Origin of the sequence: Robinsoniella sp. KNHs210 (assembly GCF_000686105.1) — a bacterium.
In the GTDB taxonomy this organism is placed as follows: Bacteria; Bacillota; Clostridia; order Lachnospirales; family Lachnospiraceae; genus Robinsoniella; species Robinsoniella peoriensis.
The window spans coordinates 2,388,240-2,406,692 of sequence record NZ_JMLZ01000002.1 but is presented as its reverse complement, the minus strand read 5'-3'; the positions used below and the strand labels follow the sequence as shown (position 1 = coordinate 2,406,692).

Genomic DNA, 18,453 nt, shown 5'->3' with positions numbered 1-18,453 from the left:
TATGGAGATTAAATTTCTTTTAAACGGAAAACCGGTAACTGCAAGTATTGAAGCAGATGCTGTTTTGTTAGATGTAGTACGTGAAAAAGGCTGTTACAGCGTCAAGCGGGGATGTGAGACAGCGAACTGCGGACTGTGCACCGTTCTGGTTGATCAAACTCCGGTATTGTCCTGTTCCACACTGGCGGCGCGGGTTAACGGGAAACAGGTCATGACACTGGAGGGAATGCAGGAAGAAGCAAAGGCATTTGGGACATTCCTCGCTAACGAAGGAGCGGAACAGTGCGGGTTTTGCAGTCCCGGTTTTATTATGAATGTGTTGGCCATGGAAAAGGAATTGGTAAAACCTACCGAAGAGGAAATAAAAGAATACCTGGCCGGCAATCTTTGCAGATGCACGGGATATATGGGGCAGCTTCGGGCGATCCATAAATATTTGAACAGGGAGGAGAAATAGTTTGAAGGTACGGAGACAGGAGGAACGTATGGAGATGAAACAACGATTAGTAAATACACCTGTGATGAAAAAAGATGCCATGGCGCTGGTAACAGGACAGCCCGTATATACAGAAGATCTGGCTCCCAAAGACTGCCTGATTGTAAAAGTACTCAGAAGCCCTCATGCCCATGCTATTATTGAAGAAATAAACACTGCGGCAGCACTTAAAGTTCCGGATATAACCGGTATTTATACCTATGAGGATGTACCGGAGAAAAGATTTACAATGGCGGGGCAGACCTATCCGGAGCCCAGCCCTTATGACCGTCTGATTCTGGATCAGAGAGTACGGTTTGTGGGAGATGCAGTTGCAATTGTTGCAGGAGAAACAGAAAAGGCCGTGGACAGGGCGATGCGCCTGATCAAGGTGAAATACCAGGTCTGCGAACCTGTGCTTGATTTTCACAAAGCAAAAGGAAATGATATTTTAGTTCATCCGGAAGAAAACTGGAAAAGTCTGTGTCCGGTTGGGGCTGATAATAAGCAGAACCTCTGTGCCCGGGCCAGTGATGAACACGGTGATGTGGAAGGCGTTCTTGAAAAATGCAGATACCGTGTGGAACAGACATACCACACCAAGGCGAACCAGCAGGCGATGATGGAAACTTTCCGTACGTTCACTTATATGGACGTCTATGGAAGGCTGAATATTGTATCCTCAACCCAGGTGACGTTCCATGTAAGAAGGATCCTGTCACATGCACTGGATATTCCCAAATCGAAGATTCGTGTCATAAAACCCCGAATCGGCGGTGGGTTTGGAGCTAAGCAGACTGTTGTAGCGGAGGTTTATCCGGCATTTGTCACCATGCAGACAGGAAGAGCGGCGAAGATCATTTATTCCCGGTATGAGTCACAGATTGCCTCTTCTCCACGGCATGAAATGGAGATCAAAGTAAGGCTGGGTGCGGATGAAGAAGGAATCATCAGGGCAATTGATGTCTATACCCTTTCTAATACAGGCGCTTACGGGGAACACGGACCGACTACAGTTGGGCTTTCCGGACATAAATCCATTCCCCTCTATGGAAAGGTGGATGCATTTAAGTTTGCCTATGATGTTGTGTATACCAATGTAATGTCTGCCGGTGCATATCGCGGATATGGGGCAACACAGGGGATATTTGCAGTGGAATCTGCAGTGAACGAACTGGCGGCACAGATGAAAATGGATCCGATCGTATTGAGACAAAAAAATATGGTGCAGGAAGGCCAGGTTATGCCTGCGTACTATGGAGAAACAGCCAACAGCTGTGCCCTGGACCGGTGCATGGCACGGGGCAAAGAGATGATAGGCTGGGATGAGAAGTTTCCCTGCAGGGATATGGGAAATGGAAAAGTCAGGGGTGTAGGGGTAGCAATGGCTATGCAGGGATCCGCTATTTCTAATGTAGATACTGCATCGGTTGCCATCAAAGTCAATGATGACGGATTCTACAGCCTGATGATCGGAGCTTCCGATATGGGAACGGGATGTGACACCATACTGGCACAAATGGCGGCAGACTGTCTGAACTGCCGCATGGAAGACATTGTGGTGCATGGAGTTGATACGGACATCTCGCCTTATGATTCCGGTTCCTATGCATCCAGTACCACTTACCTTACCGGGATGGCAGTAGTGAAAACATGTGAAAGTCTGATCCGCAAGATCTGTGAAAAGGGTGCATGTTATCTGGGTCTTAAGACAGAACAGGTGGATTTTGACGGTGAAAAAGTATATGAGACAGAAGGGGATAAATCCATCTCCTTAAAAGATATCGGTAATCATGTAATGTGTAATAATGAAGAGGCGCTTATGGCTTCCGAAGCGCATTCTTCTCCTGTATCACCTCCGCCGTTTATGGTTGGATTGGCGGAAGTAGAGATTGATAAAGAAACCGGACATATTGAATTGATTGATTATGTGGCGGTTGTGGACTGTGGAACAGTGGTGAATACTAATCTCGCCAGAATTCAGGTGGAGGGCGGCATTGCCCAGGGAATCGGCATGGCGTTATTCGAAGATATTACCTATTCCGAAAAAGGACAGATGTATCAGAATTCATTTATGCAGTATAAGCTGCCAGGCAGACAGGATGTAGGAAATGTCAGGGTGGAATTCGAAAGCAGCTACGAGCCCACAGGACCATTTGGAGCAAAATCCATTGGAGAGATCGTAATAAATACACCTTCACCGGCAATTGCACATGCAGTATATAATGCAGTCGGGGTGCAGATACGGACACTCCCAATCACTTCTGAAAAAATATATTTTCATATGCAGGAGAAAGATTCATGAACCTGGCATTAATTCTGCTGGCGGCTGGAAACAGCCGCCGTTTTAAAAGCAACAAACTGTTATATGAAATAGATGAAAGTCCTATGTATCTCCATATTGTGAAAGAAATTGAAAAATTACCCGGGGATACATTTGTATCAAAAATCATTGTTACGCAATATCCCCAAATAGAGCAGGAAATGAAAAAGAGAGGATACCGCACGATTCGGAATGCCCACAGTGAATGGGGGATTTCTCATTCCATTAAGTTAGGCATAACAGCGCTTTGCAGCGAAAATAATATTGTGGATGGAATCTGCTTTGCTGTTTGTGATCAGCCCTTTTTAACAGCGCAAACCATAACGGCACTGATTCAGACCTGGACGACGGGCCAAAAAGGTATTGCCTGCCTGAAATATAAGGAACATACCGGTAATCCGGTTATCTTCCACTGGAAATACAAAGATGAACTGCTGGGTCTGGAAGGTGATACGGGAGGGAAAAAAGTCTTGAACAGGCATAAGCAGGAGGCAGTGTATTGTGAGATTACGGATGGAAGAGAATTAGAAGATATGGATTTTCAATAAAGGACTCTTTGTATAATTAATGTGCCAAAATCGGGAATATAACTCAGCAGCGCCGAATATATATAATACAGGAGAATTTTATTTGCAGGGGCAAAGGTAAAAGGGGGCGATTATATGAAGCGGCTGAATCACGTATTTCCTGTAATAGTACTGATACTGTCATGTGTTTTCAGTGCATTTCTGGTGCTTGATTTTTGCAATCCGGCGATGAATCTGGTGGATACGAAAGTTTCTCATTTGTTGTTATGGGCATTTTGCATTCTATCTATCATATGCACCGTGAACCGGATGTATGAGCAGCGCAGGCAGGAAGTTTTATTTGGGGATGATCCTCAAGAATGGTGCTGAATTAAGGGGCAGACAGGGCAAATAGTAGAAAAATATTTTCAGGATGGTAAATAATGAAAATATATATTATAATAAATCTGAGCATATCTGAAAATTCAATAAATCCGGATAAGAGGTAAAGATGCACATCCGGATTCAGATCATTTTCAGGTTGCGGATGAATACTATATTTGAATTATGAGAGGAGCATTGTATTATGAAAGATGAATACATTGAATTCACCATCGGTAAGCAGAAGAGTATTGCCCTGATTGCCCATGATGGAAAAAAACAGGAATTAATTGACTGGTGTGAAGCGAATAAAGAAATCCTGAAAAATCATTTTCTATGTGGAACAGGAACGACAGCAAGAATGATTACCGATAAGACAGGACTTCCTGTAAAAGGCTACAACAGCGGTCCATTAGGCGGAGATCAGCAGATCGGTGCTAAAATTGTGGAAGGCAATATTAACTTTGTAATTTTCTTTTCTGATCCTCTGGAAGCACAGCCTCATGATCCGGATGTTAAGGCACTTCTTAGAATTGCCCAGGTTTATGACATCCCCATCGCAAATAACAAGGCTACGGCAGACTTTATGATCACTTCCAAATTCATGGACAGTGAGTATAATCATCAGGTCATCAACTTCAAGAGAAATATTCAGGAGAGAGCAAAAACATTGTAAAAGAGATGTTTTGAAAATGAATATGGTGAAGAAATAAAAGTCTTTTTTCCAGAGAGTTGTGGAAAAAAGACTTTTTTGAATTGTATATCTTTATATCTTCTTAAGTACAAAATGCACATAACAGGAACATCCAATGATCAGTCCACCTGACAGCACGAACAGGAACTGCATTCCGCTGACAGCCATGCCAAGGAGATTCCCTGCAGGCAATATGGTTAAGAGTGCAGCGCCCAGCAGACTGGATGCAAATCCGATCATACCGGCATAGGCACTGTTGGCTCCTACAAAAAGCATTTGCTTGTTATCCGGTGCATACTGGTATTGCACGTTAAATACCGAAATGGCAATTCCACCCCAGGCGATTCCGGACAGTGACTGGAGAATTGGCTGCAGGACCAGGCAGGTTTCTTTTGTCATAAAGAACCAGCTGATATGTACACAACCAAGAAGCAGCATGGAGGTCTTGGTAACCCAGAGCCAGGATTTGCGATCCGCCAGCCTTCCCCAGATGCCGGATGCAAATACTCTTGATAAAGATGCGATCAGCCCCAAAAATGTCATATAGGTGTAATCCAGGTTCAGCCCGGTTACCATATAAACACTGAAAAATGGAGCAGCAATCTGGAGACCCAGATTCCAGAATCCATAAAATCCGATGATTTTACGAAATCCTTTATTTTTTAATGGTTCCGTAAAAACGTGTTTCAGGCGGGTCCGTTCTTTGTATTCCTCCTGGATCGGCTCTTTGGCGGAGGAAAAACAATAGAAATTAACAAATGTCATGGCAAGGACTGCCAAACCGATTGTTAAAAAGCCTGCCTGTTCGGCATTCTGATAGCGGAACCAATCCAGCAGTTTTCCCATGGAAAGAGAAACGATGGTGGTAAAAGCCAGTGCCTTTGCATCCCGTTTGCCAAGGTAAGAACCAAGTTCTCTTCCGGGTACCAGTTTTCTCAGCCAGTTTCCCGCTCCGGTTCCGATAAATGCTCCGCATCCATGTGCTGCTGCGAAAATGCCTACCACGGCGGCAAGCCGGAAGGCAGGTTCTCTGACAAACAGAGGCACAAAGAAAATCAGGGTCAGCAGCAGGCGGTGCATCAGGGCAAGAAATGCGATGATAAATTTTTTCTCACGGAGGTTTTCCAGAACTACCGTGGAAAAAAGCTGTACCACGCAAAGCAATGTGGGGATTGCGCCGATAATTCCATTCAGGGAGTCATCGGCCCCCATCATACTTGCGTATCCGGAGAGGAAGGCTCCGCTGGTCAGGGCGAGAACCCCGTTTGCCATGCTTCCTTCCAGGACGAACAGGCTGCGGCTTCTCTTAAAATCGGCTTCATTCATTGGCTGACGGCTGTAATAGGTATCAGAAATAAATGTTCTCATGTGAGTTATAGCATACATGATAAAAATACCCTTTCTTTTTTTCGCAATATTTGATATTCTGTATGTAATTTGAGGCGCCATCAAATTAACTCTATTTTGTCATTAACAGGCGTTTTCTACAAGAAGAGAAATGGCGATAAAAACATGAAAATTCCGACTTTTCAAATACATGGGAGGAAATGATGGAAAGCTTTTTACACTTGAAAGGAATTCTTCCGGTTACAGCATGGAATGCCGGATATTTTAAAAGCAGGGGACTTGGAACCCATGCAGACCGAACAATTGATTCATTTGAAATTATTTATGTGAATTCAGGAACACTTGGGATTTATGAAGAAGGGAAAAAATTTGAAGTTCCAAAAGGGCATGCTTTGATATTGTTCCCGGGAAGACATCATTGGGGAAGCAGACAGTTTGAAAAAGACCTTACATTTTACTGGATTCATTTTCAGATAGACAAGAAGGCGGAAGCCGGGGATGATATGATGTCACTGCCTCAATTGGTGCGCCTTGCGAAACCCGAACAATTTGTGGAGCTTTTCCGGCGTTTCATAAAACGGCAGGAACGGTATAGTGAAGACAGAACGGTATTAAATTTGATATTACTGGAAATTTTATGTGAATTATCTGACTCGGCATATCCCCTGGAAATCAGCACGACCAAAGTGGTATTGGCAAACCAGGCAGATCAGTATATCCGCCTGCATTTGAACGAGACCCTGTCATCTAATCTGATTGCAGAGGCATTATCCTGTAATCCCGACTATCTGGGGCGCATTTATCATGAGATATATAATAAGACACTGACGGAGGCGATTCATACATATCGGTTGAATAAAGCCAGCCGGCTTCTGATCGAAACGTCTGCCAATGTAAATGAAATTGCAGACCTGTGCGGGTATCCGGATGCCGATTATTTTCGGAAAAACTTCAAAAAGTACCGGGGCATGACACCCAAAGAGTATCGACAGACTTACTGTCTGGTCTCTACGGATATTGAGGAGTAAAAGGATTTGCCAAAATAATTACACTGGCCCTTTAAAACTAATCAGTGAAATTCAGATCCTTAACGGAAGCACGTTCTACCAGCGCTACATCCAGTGTAATTTTCAGTGTGCGGGCATCCTTGTTTTCTAACTGTAAAAAGAGCTGGCTTGTAACAGTTTTTGCTTTTTGTATGATGTCCTGGCGGATGGTGGTAAGTGGAGGTGTGATCTGGCGGCTCAGTGGAAAATCATCAAAACCAATTACCGATACGTCCTGGGGCACATGAATATCATATTTTTTAAAACCTTCGATCAGTGAAAAGGCGATCTGGTCTGCGGTAACGAAAAGCCCGGTAACTTTTGACAAAAGAGGCTTTAATTTCCGGGCAAGGGTAGGATCATTTACCGGATCGTGAAAAGGGAAAATATATTCTTTTCTTAATGGGCAGCCGTGTTTAGACAATGTATCCTGAAAACCCTTTAAACGCTGTTCCACAACCCCATTTTTCTGAGTGATCTCAGGGCTGATAAATGCCAGGTCAGTATGACCGTTTTTGATAAAATATTCTGCCGCAAGTACTCCGCCTTTATAATCGTCAATTCCTACATTTGTGATCTGGGTGATGGGACTGTAGCTGTCTGTGAATACCAGCGGGATTTTATTGGCTGTGAGGATTTCACTCATGACTGAATCAAAAGCGCCTACGAAAATGGCACCTTCCACATTCCAGGAGCGCAGGCTGTATGTAACATCTTTATAGTCACTGACATAGCGCAGAATCAGAAAATACCCTTTTTCCTGTACATAGCGGGTAACTTCTCCCAGAAAAATAGCATGGTAAGAATCTTCCAGGGGGTTACCGCCTCCATGGGTAAGCATGAGAAGAGCAATCAGCCTGGAAGATTTCGCTGCCAGAGCCCGGGCGGATGAATTAGGAACATAACCCCGCTTTGCTGCAATTTCTTTTATTTTAACAGCTGTTTTTTCCGAAACTTTCGTTGTATTTCCATTCATAACGCGGGACACAGTCATGATGCTGACGCCTGCTTCTTCGGCAATATCTTTTAGTGTGATCATATGCTACCTCTTTCCTTAACCCTGAACATGTTTAAAATGCCTGAACCCGGCTGGTTATTCCACTTTGCGTGATGTGGCTGTGGAATTTCAACCTTTATGTGAATAGACATATTATACAAATATTATAGAGGAAAATCAAGATATTGTACAAAGTTTAAAAAGGATATTGACATTGTTAATCGTGAATGGTATATTTATATCATGGTTAGGTTAGCGCTAACCTAAGGTCCGGATAACAAGTCGGATATCTGCAGGAAACGGGGTATCTGACCCTCCCGGCAGCCGCCATACGGACGTAATCGCATGTCCGCCTGGCGGCTGCCGGGGGGAAATAAAAAATTGACAGTAAAGAAAGGAATTGAAAATGATGGATCCCATTTATAAAATTGATGCCAGTCCTTTATGCAGTGAGGGTGCTGCAGTTCAGGGTGAGCATTACCGTATTACCGTTTTGACAGCCCAGTTAATCCGATTAGAATTCAGCGAAGAAGGAAGGTTTGAAGACCGGCCTACACAGAGTGTCTGGAACCGTAATTTTCCAGTCCCGGAGTTTCAGGTATTTGATAAGGGTGGGAATCTGGAAATTGTAACTGAATTTATACATATGATTTATAATAAGGAGAGATTTTCCTCCAATGGGCTGTCCCTTCAGGTCAGCGGCAAAGGATGTACGACGCATAATATCTGGCACTTTGGGGAAGAATCAACGGATCTTAGAGGTACGGCAAGAACGCTGGATGAAGCAGACGGCGCAATACCCCTGGAACATGGTCTGATTTCAAGAAATGGCTATGCAGTTATGGATGACAGCAGATCCCTGTTACTCACGGAAGAAAACTGGGTAGAGCCGCGTAAAGGTGAAGTCATGGATTTCTATTTCTTTGGATACGGACACGAATATGAGAAATGCCTGAAGGATTTTTACCATCTCTGCGGCAAGACGCCCTTGCTCCCCAGATTTGTGTTTGGCAACTGGTGGAGCCGATACCATAAATACACGGAAGAAGAGTATAAAGAATTGATCCTGCGTTTTGAAAGAGAGAAAATTCCTTTTTCGGTCGCAGTAGTTGACATGGATTGGCATTTGGTTGATGTGGACCCCAAATATGGAAGCGGCTGGACGGGATATACCTGGAATAAGGATTTCTTCCCGGATCCCAAAGCATTTATGGCATGGCTTCATGACCATCATTTGAAGATAACATTGAATGTACATCCTGCAGATGGAGTCAGGGCATTTGAAGAACCTTATCTTGCTATGGCGAAAGAACTTGGGGCTGACTGGGAGAAAGAAGAGACGATCAACTTCGACGTAACCAGTCAGGAATTTTTAAATGCGTATTTTAAATACCTGCATCATCCAAACGAAGAGGATGGTGTGGATTTCTGGTGGCTGGACTGGCAGCAAGGGAAGAATACGGCGATCGAGGGACTGGATCCGCTTTGGATGCTGAACCACTATCACTATCTGGACAGCAGGCGTAACGGGAAAAGGGCTCTGACTTTCTCCAGATATGCAGGGCTTGGAAGTCACAGGTATCCGGTTGGCTTTTCCGGGGATACGGTTATATCCTGGGAATCCCTGGATTTTCAGCCTTATTTCACCGCAAATGCAAGTAATGCAGGATACGGATGGTGGAGCCATGATATTGGCGGTCACATGTTTGGTTACCGGGATGATGAATTGTCAGCCAGGTGGGTACAATATGGTGTATTCTCTCCCCTTTTAAGACTGCATAGTACGGCAAATCTCTTTTCCGGAAAGGAGCCCTGGAAGTACAATAAAATTGCAGAAAGCATTATGAAAAAATACCTGAAGCTGCGGCATGAACTGATTCCTTATCTCTATACCATGAATCGCTATGCCAGCCGTGACGGGCAGCCGCTGGTACGCCCAATGTATTACCTGGAGCCGGAGCAGAAGGAAGCTTATGAGGTATCAAATGAATATTATTTTGGAACAGAGCTGATTGCCTGCCCGATTACAAAACCGGTTGACAAAAAAGCAGCGGCAGCTTCATTTACAGCCTGGCTGCCAAAGGGAATCTGGTATGATATTTTTAATGGACGGGTTTATGAGGGCGGCAGGAGATTATCCTTGTACAGAGGAATCGAGGATATTCCGGTATTTGCCCGGGCTGGTGCAATTGTACCCATGGCGGATCTGGATGAGTATACAAATTCAACCACGAATCCTGAAAAATTGAAGATTGCCATTTATGCAGGGGCGGACGGAGAGTTCCACCTTTATGAGGATGATGGAAATTGTCCGGAGGATTTAGATGAAAATTGGGCTGATACAGAGATGACAATCAGATGGGCTGAAAAAGCAGTATTTACTATTGGCGCGGCAAAAGGGAATACTTTGGTTATCCCTCAGGAGAGATCCTATACCCTGGAAATCACAGGAGTTACAGAAAGTCCGGTAACTGTTCTTGCAAATGGCAGGCAGGCCGGGGCAGATGTAAGCTATGATGAAAGTAAGCATACATTAACGGTCAGAATCCCGAAAAGGGCTGTTACAGAGGAAGTCATCGTTTCCTTTGAAGATGGAGTGGAGCTGGCAGAAAATGATGTGGTGTCCGAGACATTTGCTTACCTGGAAAAGACACAGTTAGAATATAATCTGAAGGAAGAGATTTATTTCATTGTAAGAGATGCAAAGAATGCGCTCCAAGCTGTGTCAGCTTTGCAGGCACTGGGGCTGGATGAGATGGTGTTTGGGGCTTTATGTGAGATTTTAACTGCAAAATAAGGGAAATATAAAACAATTGAAATCAAATCAAGTGAAATACAAAACAAGCGCTCCGGGAACAAATATTTGTTCTCCCGGAAGCGCTTGTTTTGTTTCAATGCAATGTTCTATTTTCTACGGCTTCTGATTGCCTTTAATACCTGAATAACCGGAAGATTGACAAGAGCCAGACCATAAACGGTAAACAGCTGCTGCATACTCAGGTCAGCAACCTTAAATACGCTGTGTAAGCCTGGTGTCAGGAGTACTGCGTTGATTAAGACAAAACCAATTAAGAAAGCGCCGATCAAAAACTTGTTATTAAAGAACTTTCTCGTAAAGATTACAGGATGGTCGGATTTACTGTTGAATCCATGAACCAGTCTTGCCATACAAAGTGTTCCGAATGCCATTGTGCTTCCAACGGCTGCACCGCCTGCACTGTTGCCAAGTAAAAAGGCAATCATTGTAGTAGCGCCGATAGAGAGCCCTTCCACGCCAATTCCAACCAGAAAATCTTTCGTAAGGATAGATTCATTTTTTGGGCGGGGCTTTTCTTTCATTACATCGCCGGTATGAGGCTCAAGACCCAGGGCGATTGCCGGGAGACTGTCTGTCAGCAGGTTGATGAACAGCAGGTGTACCGGGGCAAAAGGTACCGGCAGTGCCATGATAGAAGCGTAAAGTACAGCTAAAATCGCACCAAAGTTTCCGGATAAGAGGAATTTGATGGAATTTTTAATGTTAGCATAGACATTACGTCCATTTTCTACTGCTTTTACGATAGTAGCGAAGTTATCATCGGTTAATACCATAGAGGCAGCATCTTTTGCAACTTCACTTCCGGTAATTCCCATAGCAACACCAATATCCGCTTGCTTCAGTGCAGGTGCGTCATTAACACCATCGCCGGTCATGGATACAATGTTGCCTTTGTTCTGCCATGCCCGGACTATACGGATCTTATGTTCCGGTGAAACTCTGGCATATACACTGATGTGCTCTACGAAATTTTCAAGCTCTGCATCCAAGAGATTTTCAATATCTGCACCTTCACAGGCTTCCGAGATATCTTTTAAAATACCGATTCTTTTTGCGATCGCAGCAGCAGTTATTTTGTGGTCACCGGTAATCATAATCGGTTTAATACCGGCTTGAATACATTTTGAAACCGCTTCAGCGGATTCTTCTCGCGGCGGATCCATCATGGCAATCAATCCCAGGAAAGTAAGGTCATCTTCAAAATCCACGGAAAGTGATGCAGGTGCAGGCAGGACTTTGTATGCAAATGCCAGGACTCGAAGTCCATTCATGGAGTAGTGTTCATTCATTACGGCAAGATCTTCAGCATCCTCCGGAGTAAACGGACAGGCTTCCCCTTTTTTCTGAATGGAGGTAAGGCGGTTGCTTAATACATCTACGGCACCTTTTGTAATCATGATGATTCGTCCGTCAATGTTGTGTAAGGTGGACATAAGCTTACGGTCACTGTCAAAAGGTATTTCACTGATACGCGGGAATTTTGCACGTGTAGGAAGTGCTGCCACGCCTACCTTGTCACCAAGGTTAATCAGTGCAGTTTCCGTAGGATCACCGATTTCTTTTCCGTCCAGATTCGTAGAATCATTGCAGAGAATACTGGAATATAATAGTTGTTTTTGGTAAGAGTCTCCAGAATCAATGTCTTTGGCTGCAATGTTTTTTCCGTCAATATAGTAATGTTCTACTGTCATCTTATTCTGGGTCAGTGTACCTGTTTTATCCGAACAGATAATAGAAACGCTTCCCAGTCCTTCCACTGCCTGCAGCTTTCTGACAATCGCATGTTCCGCTGCCATTTTCTGTGTTCCGAAAGAAAGCACAATGGTTACAATCGAGCTTAAGGCTTCCGGTATGGCGGCTACAGCTAATGCAATAGCAAATAAGAAGGAGTCTCCGATTGGATTTCCACGGAAAATGTTAATGCCAAATACCAGAGCACAGACTACTAAAATAAGTATGGACAGCTTTTGCCCAAAGTTATCCAGATTAACCTGCAGTGGGGTCTTTTTCTCAGAAGTGGATTTTAAAAGACTGGCAATTTTGCCCACTTCCGTTTCCATACCGATTGCGGTAACCAGGAAAGATCCTCTTCCATAGGTTACAAAACTGCCGGAAAACAGCATATTAGTCTGGTCACCCAGAGGCTTTTCTCCTGAAAGTACCTGATCCGTCTTCTCTACGCTGACACTTTCACCGGTAAGAGCGCTTTCATTTATTTTAAGGCTTGCATTTTCAATAATACGTCCATCTGCTGGAATATAATTCCCGGCTTCCAGAACAACCAGGTCACCAATGGTTACCTCGGCGGATGGAATTTCATGTACAATACCGTCTCTCATAACCTTGGCGGATGGAGCAGACAGTGTCTTTAAACTATCCAGTGACTGTTCTGCTTTCAGCGTCTGGACAGTACCCAATATTGCGTTTATGGTGATAACAACAAGAATTACAATTGTGCTCTCAATATCTCCTAAAAATCCGGATACGACAGCGGCAACGATTAAGATAATAACTAAGAAATCTTTGAATTGTTCCAGAAAAATCTGTAAAGTGCTTTTCTTTTTTCCCTCAACCAGTACATTTTTACCGTATTTGTTCTGATTTGCAATGGCTGCATCAGTGGTCAGATATTCACTGCTGCCATTTACCTGTTCCATAACTTCTTCTTTGGAAAGGGTGTAATAATTCTTCATATGAATGCCTCCTTTATATGGTTCCTTGTATGCATAAAAAAAACGATCCTCCTATTGCATACAATTCACGCTGCAATAAAAGTCTCGCTACTTAGTTACGATACGGATGGAAACCATCGTACTGACGACATCGTAAACACTTGCGTGTTAGCTACTCCCTTTTACTTCTTTAATAAAGATAAGACAAAATTGAGAAAATGTCAAGGGAAAAATATTTTTTAAACCTGGCAGAATTGTATTTGCAGCATTATATCTGTAGTATTTGACAAAAAAGTGGAAATTACTCAAAAGTTTTTGATGAATATGGGAATCAGTGAAGCTAACAGGCTAAACATGATGACAAATGAAATTCCCAACAATATTATTTGTCCGTTGTTTAAAAGCGTAATACCGTTTAAAGAATATCTGAAGAATATTCTCATATAGATCCAAAGTATGAGAATGAAAATAAATGCAATTAATATAGTAATCTGCAGCCACATATAACATTGATTTCTCAATGCCGTATCAAGGATCCGGCTATTTACATAAAAGCTGGGCTGAAAGGACAATAATCCGCCAGTGGTAAAAACTACCATGACTAGAATGAATTCCAACTTTAAACTATTATGTTTTAAAATATATAGACACGGTACCAGACATATAATTGCGATGAAGTCGTAAATATTAAAGAAACTTAGATAAAATGTTATTTTCATAATTAAAAATGTAAGGTTTGTTTAAATGCAGATATATAATACTATCTTTGTGTTTATTAAAGATCATAAATGTATTGAAGTGTAAATTTAATGTCGTGAATTATGATTTCATTCAGGAATCAGGATTTGTTCGTTAATGCACAGGTTTTCTAAATTAAGGTGTGAATACGGGGGGATATGGTTCTGGAAATCCCTTGAGGTACTGCAAGATAGGAGTAAATGGTTGCGTATTCTGAATTTATCGACTATATTATAAATAGTTATAAATTTTAATATGTATAAAGGAAAACAATAGTGACAGAGAAAAATAGCAATATTTTAGAAATGACAGATCCGGTATCCGGATTTCGGGTAAAAGAGAAAAGCGTGATCGGACAATTAGGAGCTGATATTACATTATTTGAACATGAAAAGAGTGGTGCCCAGGCAGCATGTATAAAAAACGATGATCCGGAATTGGGATTTAGTATCATCTATAGGACTCCATATGTGGATGAAACAGATACCAATCACGTATTTGAACATGCAATTCTGGCATCTTCCGAAAAATATCCCAGCAAGGATATCTTCTTTGATATGGGTAATAAGAGTTATAATACTTTTTTTAATGCCTTTACCTATCCAACGTTCACGATTTATCCGGTGTGCAGTAAGAGTGAAGACCAGCTGATGAAAATGATGGATGTTTACTTAAGCTGTATGGTCAGTCCCGATATATTAAAGAATGATAATTTCTTTAAAAGAGAAGCATTGCGGTATGAACTGGAAGATGTGGATAGTCCTATTCTCATGAAGGGAACGGTTCTGAGTGAAGACTTTGGTTATTTGACAGATGTTGAGAGTAATGCAGATGATAATCTGATTCATGCATTGTATCCCGGCTTATATGCCTCAAACTGTATTGGGAAAGCCCACCTGAATTATAAGGGACTTACTTATGAGCATACTTTGCAGACTTATGAACGTTTTTACTCTTTCAGCAATAGTCTGATCATTCTTTATGGAGATATGGACTTTAAAAAAGTAATGGACTTCATAGAAAAAGAATATCTTTCCAAATCGGAAAGGAAACAGATCGATTTAAGCCAATATACCAACGAGCAGGTCCGGCCCGGCTATGTGGAACAGATAGTGGATAGCCCGGCATATGAAGAAGATAACGCAGACCATGCTTCTATTGTGGATTATGCCGTGGATTTGTCCGGGTGTTCCTGGGATGATTTAATATATTGGGGCTTTATTACCGATATGATGAATAATGAAAGTTTTGTATGGCATGATTATGCAAAAAAGGCAGGTCTTCATAATTCTATGACCGCTTTTATTAATGTAGATACTTCTTTTCCCTATCTGGTATTCCGCCTGTTGGATGCGGATGTAATGCAGAAGGAGTCGTTTAAAGATTCGATAAACAGGGCGTTAAAAGATTTGTCCGAAAATGGATTCAGTCCGGAAATATACCGGGCATGTATGAAGAGCAGAGAACTTGCAGAATCACTGATGCGGGAGGCAACTGCTGTGGCAGTTGATGTTTCGGAGGAAATTGCCACCTATTGGACCAGTACAGGCAGAATCGATTATCATAGCAGATATCAGGACTGCTTTTGCAGAATTTCCCGGGATAAGGAGCAGTTGATTTTAAAACGGCTGGTAAAAGAAGCTTTAGTGCCCAAACGGAGTGCTTTTGTTGTGACGATACCCAAGCCGGGGCTGGCGGAACAGATGGAGCAGGAACGGGATGATTATCTGAAGAAGATGAAAGAGTCTATGTCAGTGGGGCAGCGACAGCAACTGGTAGAAGATACCAGGAAGTTTCGGGAATGGAATGAAACGGAACAAAGTAACAGCAGTTTTATGATTCAACCAAAGGAACTGCCGGATCTGGAAAAGGCAACTTCTTATAGAAAGAAAAAATTTGGGGATATGGTAAGCTATACTTGTGCGGCACCGATTGAACATGCGGGCAGTTTTCGGATTTATTTTGATATCAGTTCCGTGCCGGAAGAGGATTTCTTCTACTTGGCACTTTATGAATTGCTGCTTACAGAACTGGATACTGAAAAGTACACGGCAGACAAGCAGAAAAATATTGCAGAAGAATACTTATATGATTTATCGGTTCATGAACTGTATCCCGGTGCAGAAGCTGGGGAAAACAGCAGGCCCATGTTAGTGGTGAGCTGGGAGGGGCTGACAGAGGATTATGGAACCGCACTAGATTTTCTCCTGGAAGTGATGGGTAATATTAAGTTTCATCAAAGAGAAGAAATGATCCGGGTATTGAATAAATCCCTTCCGGATTATGATTTGTCCAGAACCGATGACCCCATGACATTGGCGGAAGATCTGGCACTGGGGTATATCAGGAACAGTGCCCGGTTTTATAATGCGGTAAACGGACAGGATTTATATCGTTTCCTGAAAAAGATTCTTCAAAAACTGGAGCAGGATGCAGACTATCTTAGCAGTGTAGTAGTTAAATTAGAAGAAATAAAGAAGAGTGTGATGCATAGAGAGAAGATTATCATAGCATCTGCGGCAGCTTCCAAAGCACTGTCAAAGATAGAGAAAACGGCGGTCGATAAACTCAGCCAGCTGCCGGTACTGAAAAAGAAGATGCTGAACTACGGTGATTTTATGGATGCTAAGAGAAAGAAGGGAATCTGCGTGGAGTCTTCAAATCAATACAGTGCTGCAGTGGGAGACTTCAGGGGCGATAAAAATTTTAAAGGGAGATATCTGCCATATTTAATGGCGGCTAAAGACAAGTATATCATACCTCAGATCCGTTTCCGTTCAGATGCCTATAGTGCAGGCGTCACGGTAGGAGATCCTACAGACGGAACATTCTGTCTTTACAGTTATGGGGATCCCAATGTAAAATCTACTCTGGATATTTTTGCGGGTACGGCAGATTTTCTAAAGAGGATGGAGATTACGAAAGAAGAACTGGATGGTTATATTTTAAATGCATATGGTCTTGTGACAAAGCCTTTGGGTATTCTTGACAGAAGAATGTGGGATATGCGTCTGGCCATAAGCGGCGCAGATCCGGCTGTGGTGAATCATATGATAGAAGATATTAAAAACGCATCGCTGCAGGATCGGGAAGCTGCTGCAAACACCATAGGGGATGCTTTGAAAAGGGGAGCTGTGGTGACGGTGGGAAATGAGTCGAATATCAGGGCAGCCGGAAATGTTTTTGATGAAATAATAAATTATAAAGAATAAGCAGTGAATAATTTTATCTTAAATTTGGGTTTAGCTGATTAAGGACGCTTTGTAGATGTAGGTAGTGTACGGAAAGATGGGTGTGGGAAACTGGCATGGGCTCCGTCAGCTGGGCGCAGAACTGGTATTTTCTTACCTTATAAAACATATCGAATAAACAAATAAGAGGAGGAAGAAACAAATGATAAATTTCGCAGTTATTGGAACAAATTTTATAACAGACCGGTTATTAAAAGCCGCAGAATATTGTGCCGGTTTTCAGCTGTATGGGGTATATTCGAGAACAGCCCAGAGGGCAAAAGAATATGCAGCCCGGTATGGAGCTCCCAAAACGTATACAACGTTGGAAGAACTGGCGGCAGATGAAAATGTAGATGCAGTTTATATCGCAAGTCCTACTTTTTTACATGCTTCCCAGTCTCTTCAGATGTTAAATGCAGGAAAACATGTCCTATGTGAAAAACCGATTGCTTCTAATACATCTGAATTAAAGAAAATGCTGGAAGCGGCACAAAAAAACAATAAAGTGTTATTGGAAGCTATGCGTCCTGTTTTTACTCCCGGTATGAAGGCGGTGGAAGAGGGAATGAAGAAAATTGGAACAGTGCGCAGGGTTCATTTTACCTATTGCCAGTATTCTTCCAGATATGACAAATTCAAAGAGGGGATTGTTGAAAATGCATTTAAGCCGGAGTTGTCAAATGGGGCGATTATGGATATAGGAACCTATTGTATTTATGCTGCGTCTTATTTGTTTGGGAAACCAAAAGAAATTAAAGCTGTTGGTGTGCAGCTGGAGGGCAGCATTGATGGTACGGGTTCTGTGCTCGCAGATTATGGCGACTTTCTGGCGGAACTTGTTTATTCTAAGATAACTAACAGTTATCAGGTCAGTGAAATTCAAGGGGAAAAGGGATGTATGATCATTCCGCATATTAACATTCCGGAAGAAGTAAAAATCCGTTATTATACAGGGGAAGAAGAGTGCTTATTTGCAGAAGGACTGCAGGATGATATGCAGTATGAATTAAATAGGTTTATGGGTTTTATGAATCATAAAGAAGAAAAAGAAATTAAGATTTACCATGAAGCCAGTCTTAATACTATGTGGATGATTGATGAAGCGCGCAGGCAGCTTGGAATAAAATTTCCTGCAGATTTGAATTAATCAGAATGGAAGATGGCTGTAACACAAGCCGCTGGGGTCAGGCCGGATACAAATGGTTTCAGGAGGTTTTCCTGAA

12 protein-coding genes are annotated in these 18,453 nt (G+C 42.6%); 9 read left to right on the top strand and 3 right to left on the bottom strand.

Translation table 11 applies throughout. The features are described 5' to 3' along the window. Nucleotide 1: 1 nt before the first annotated feature. From CD03_RS0117450 to CD03_RS0117430, 5 genes are all read left to right on the top strand, one after another. Nucleotides 2-457, top strand: coding sequence for a (2Fe-2S)-binding protein (locus CD03_RS0117450; RefSeq protein ID WP_027294747.1), 456 nt, complete (start codon nucleotides 2-4; stop codon nucleotides 455-457). Nucleotides 458-485: 28 nt separating this feature from the next. Continuing rightward, the gene (locus tag CD03_RS0117445; protein WP_242849115.1) at nucleotides 486-2,780 is read left to right on the top strand and encodes a molybdopterin cofactor-binding domain-containing protein; all 2,295 of its coding nucleotides are present in this window, start codon (nucleotides 486-488) and stop codon (nucleotides 2,778-2,780) included. Next, nucleotides 2,777-3,346, top strand: a complete 570-nt coding sequence (locus CD03_RS0117440) for a nucleotidyltransferase family protein (protein ID WP_027294745.1) — start codon at nucleotides 2,777-2,779, stop codon at nucleotides 3,344-3,346. The genes CD03_RS0117445 and CD03_RS0117440 overlap by 4 nt, the downstream gene beginning before the upstream one ends. 114 nt (nucleotides 3,347-3,460) lie before the next feature. Then, entirely contained in the window at nucleotides 3,461-3,694 is a 234-nt protein-coding gene (locus tag CD03_RS0117435; RefSeq protein ID WP_027294744.1) for a hypothetical protein, read from the top strand. 196 nt (nucleotides 3,695-3,890) lie between these two features. After that, nucleotides 3,891-4,361, top strand: a complete 471-nt coding sequence (locus CD03_RS0117430; protein ID WP_027294743.1) for a methylglyoxal synthase — start codon at nucleotides 3,891-3,893, stop codon at nucleotides 4,359-4,361. A 90-nt stretch (nucleotides 4,362-4,451) separates the two neighbouring features. On the opposite strand, the gene CD03_RS0117425 is transcribed toward CD03_RS0117430, so the two are convergent. Next, nucleotides 4,452-5,747, bottom strand: a complete 1,296-nt coding sequence (locus CD03_RS0117425; protein WP_242849114.1) for an MFS transporter — start codon at nucleotides 5,745-5,747, stop codon at nucleotides 4,452-4,454. Between the two features lie 182 nt (nucleotides 5,748-5,929). On the opposite strand from CD03_RS0117425, the gene CD03_RS0117420 reads away from it, so the two are divergent. Further along, nucleotides 5,930-6,754: a helix-turn-helix transcriptional regulator gene (locus tag CD03_RS0117420; RefSeq protein ID WP_027294741.1), complete on the top strand. Its 825-nt coding sequence runs from the start codon at nucleotides 5,930-5,932 to the stop codon at nucleotides 6,752-6,754. Between the two features lie 37 nt (nucleotides 6,755-6,791). Here CD03_RS0117420 and CD03_RS0117415 read toward each other — a convergent pair whose 3' ends face one another. After that, entirely contained in the window at nucleotides 6,792-7,811 is a 1,020-nt protein-coding gene (locus CD03_RS0117415; protein ID WP_027294740.1) for a LacI family DNA-binding transcriptional regulator, read from the bottom strand. 367 nt (nucleotides 7,812-8,178) lie between these two features. Between CD03_RS0117415 and CD03_RS0117405 the strand changes: the two genes are divergently transcribed. Continuing rightward, complete coding sequence (locus CD03_RS0117405; RefSeq protein ID WP_027294739.1) at nucleotides 8,179-10,566, top strand: glycoside hydrolase family 31 protein; 2,388 nt, start codon at nucleotides 8,179-8,181, stop codon at nucleotides 10,564-10,566. Between the two features lie 107 nt (nucleotides 10,567-10,673). Here CD03_RS0117405 and CD03_RS0117400 read toward each other — a convergent pair whose 3' ends face one another. Next, nucleotides 10,674-13,280: a cation-translocating P-type ATPase gene (locus CD03_RS0117400; protein WP_027294738.1), complete on the bottom strand. Its 2,607-nt coding sequence runs from the start codon at nucleotides 13,278-13,280 to the stop codon at nucleotides 10,674-10,676. Nucleotides 13,281-14,272: 992 nt separating this feature from the next. On the opposite strand from CD03_RS0117400, the gene CD03_RS0117390 reads away from it, so the two are divergent. Next, nucleotides 14,273-17,209 carry an insulinase family protein gene (locus CD03_RS0117390; protein WP_052377851.1) on the top strand — a complete coding sequence of 979 codons (2,937 nt, stop codon included), beginning with the start codon at nucleotides 14,273-14,275 and terminating at the stop codon, nucleotides 17,207-17,209. 181 nt (nucleotides 17,210-17,390) lie between these two features. Continuing rightward, nucleotides 17,391-18,377: a Gfo/Idh/MocA family protein gene (locus tag CD03_RS0117385; protein WP_027294735.1), complete on the top strand. Its 987-nt coding sequence runs from the start codon at nucleotides 17,391-17,393 to the stop codon at nucleotides 18,375-18,377. Nucleotides 18,378-18,453: the final 76 nt, after the last annotated feature.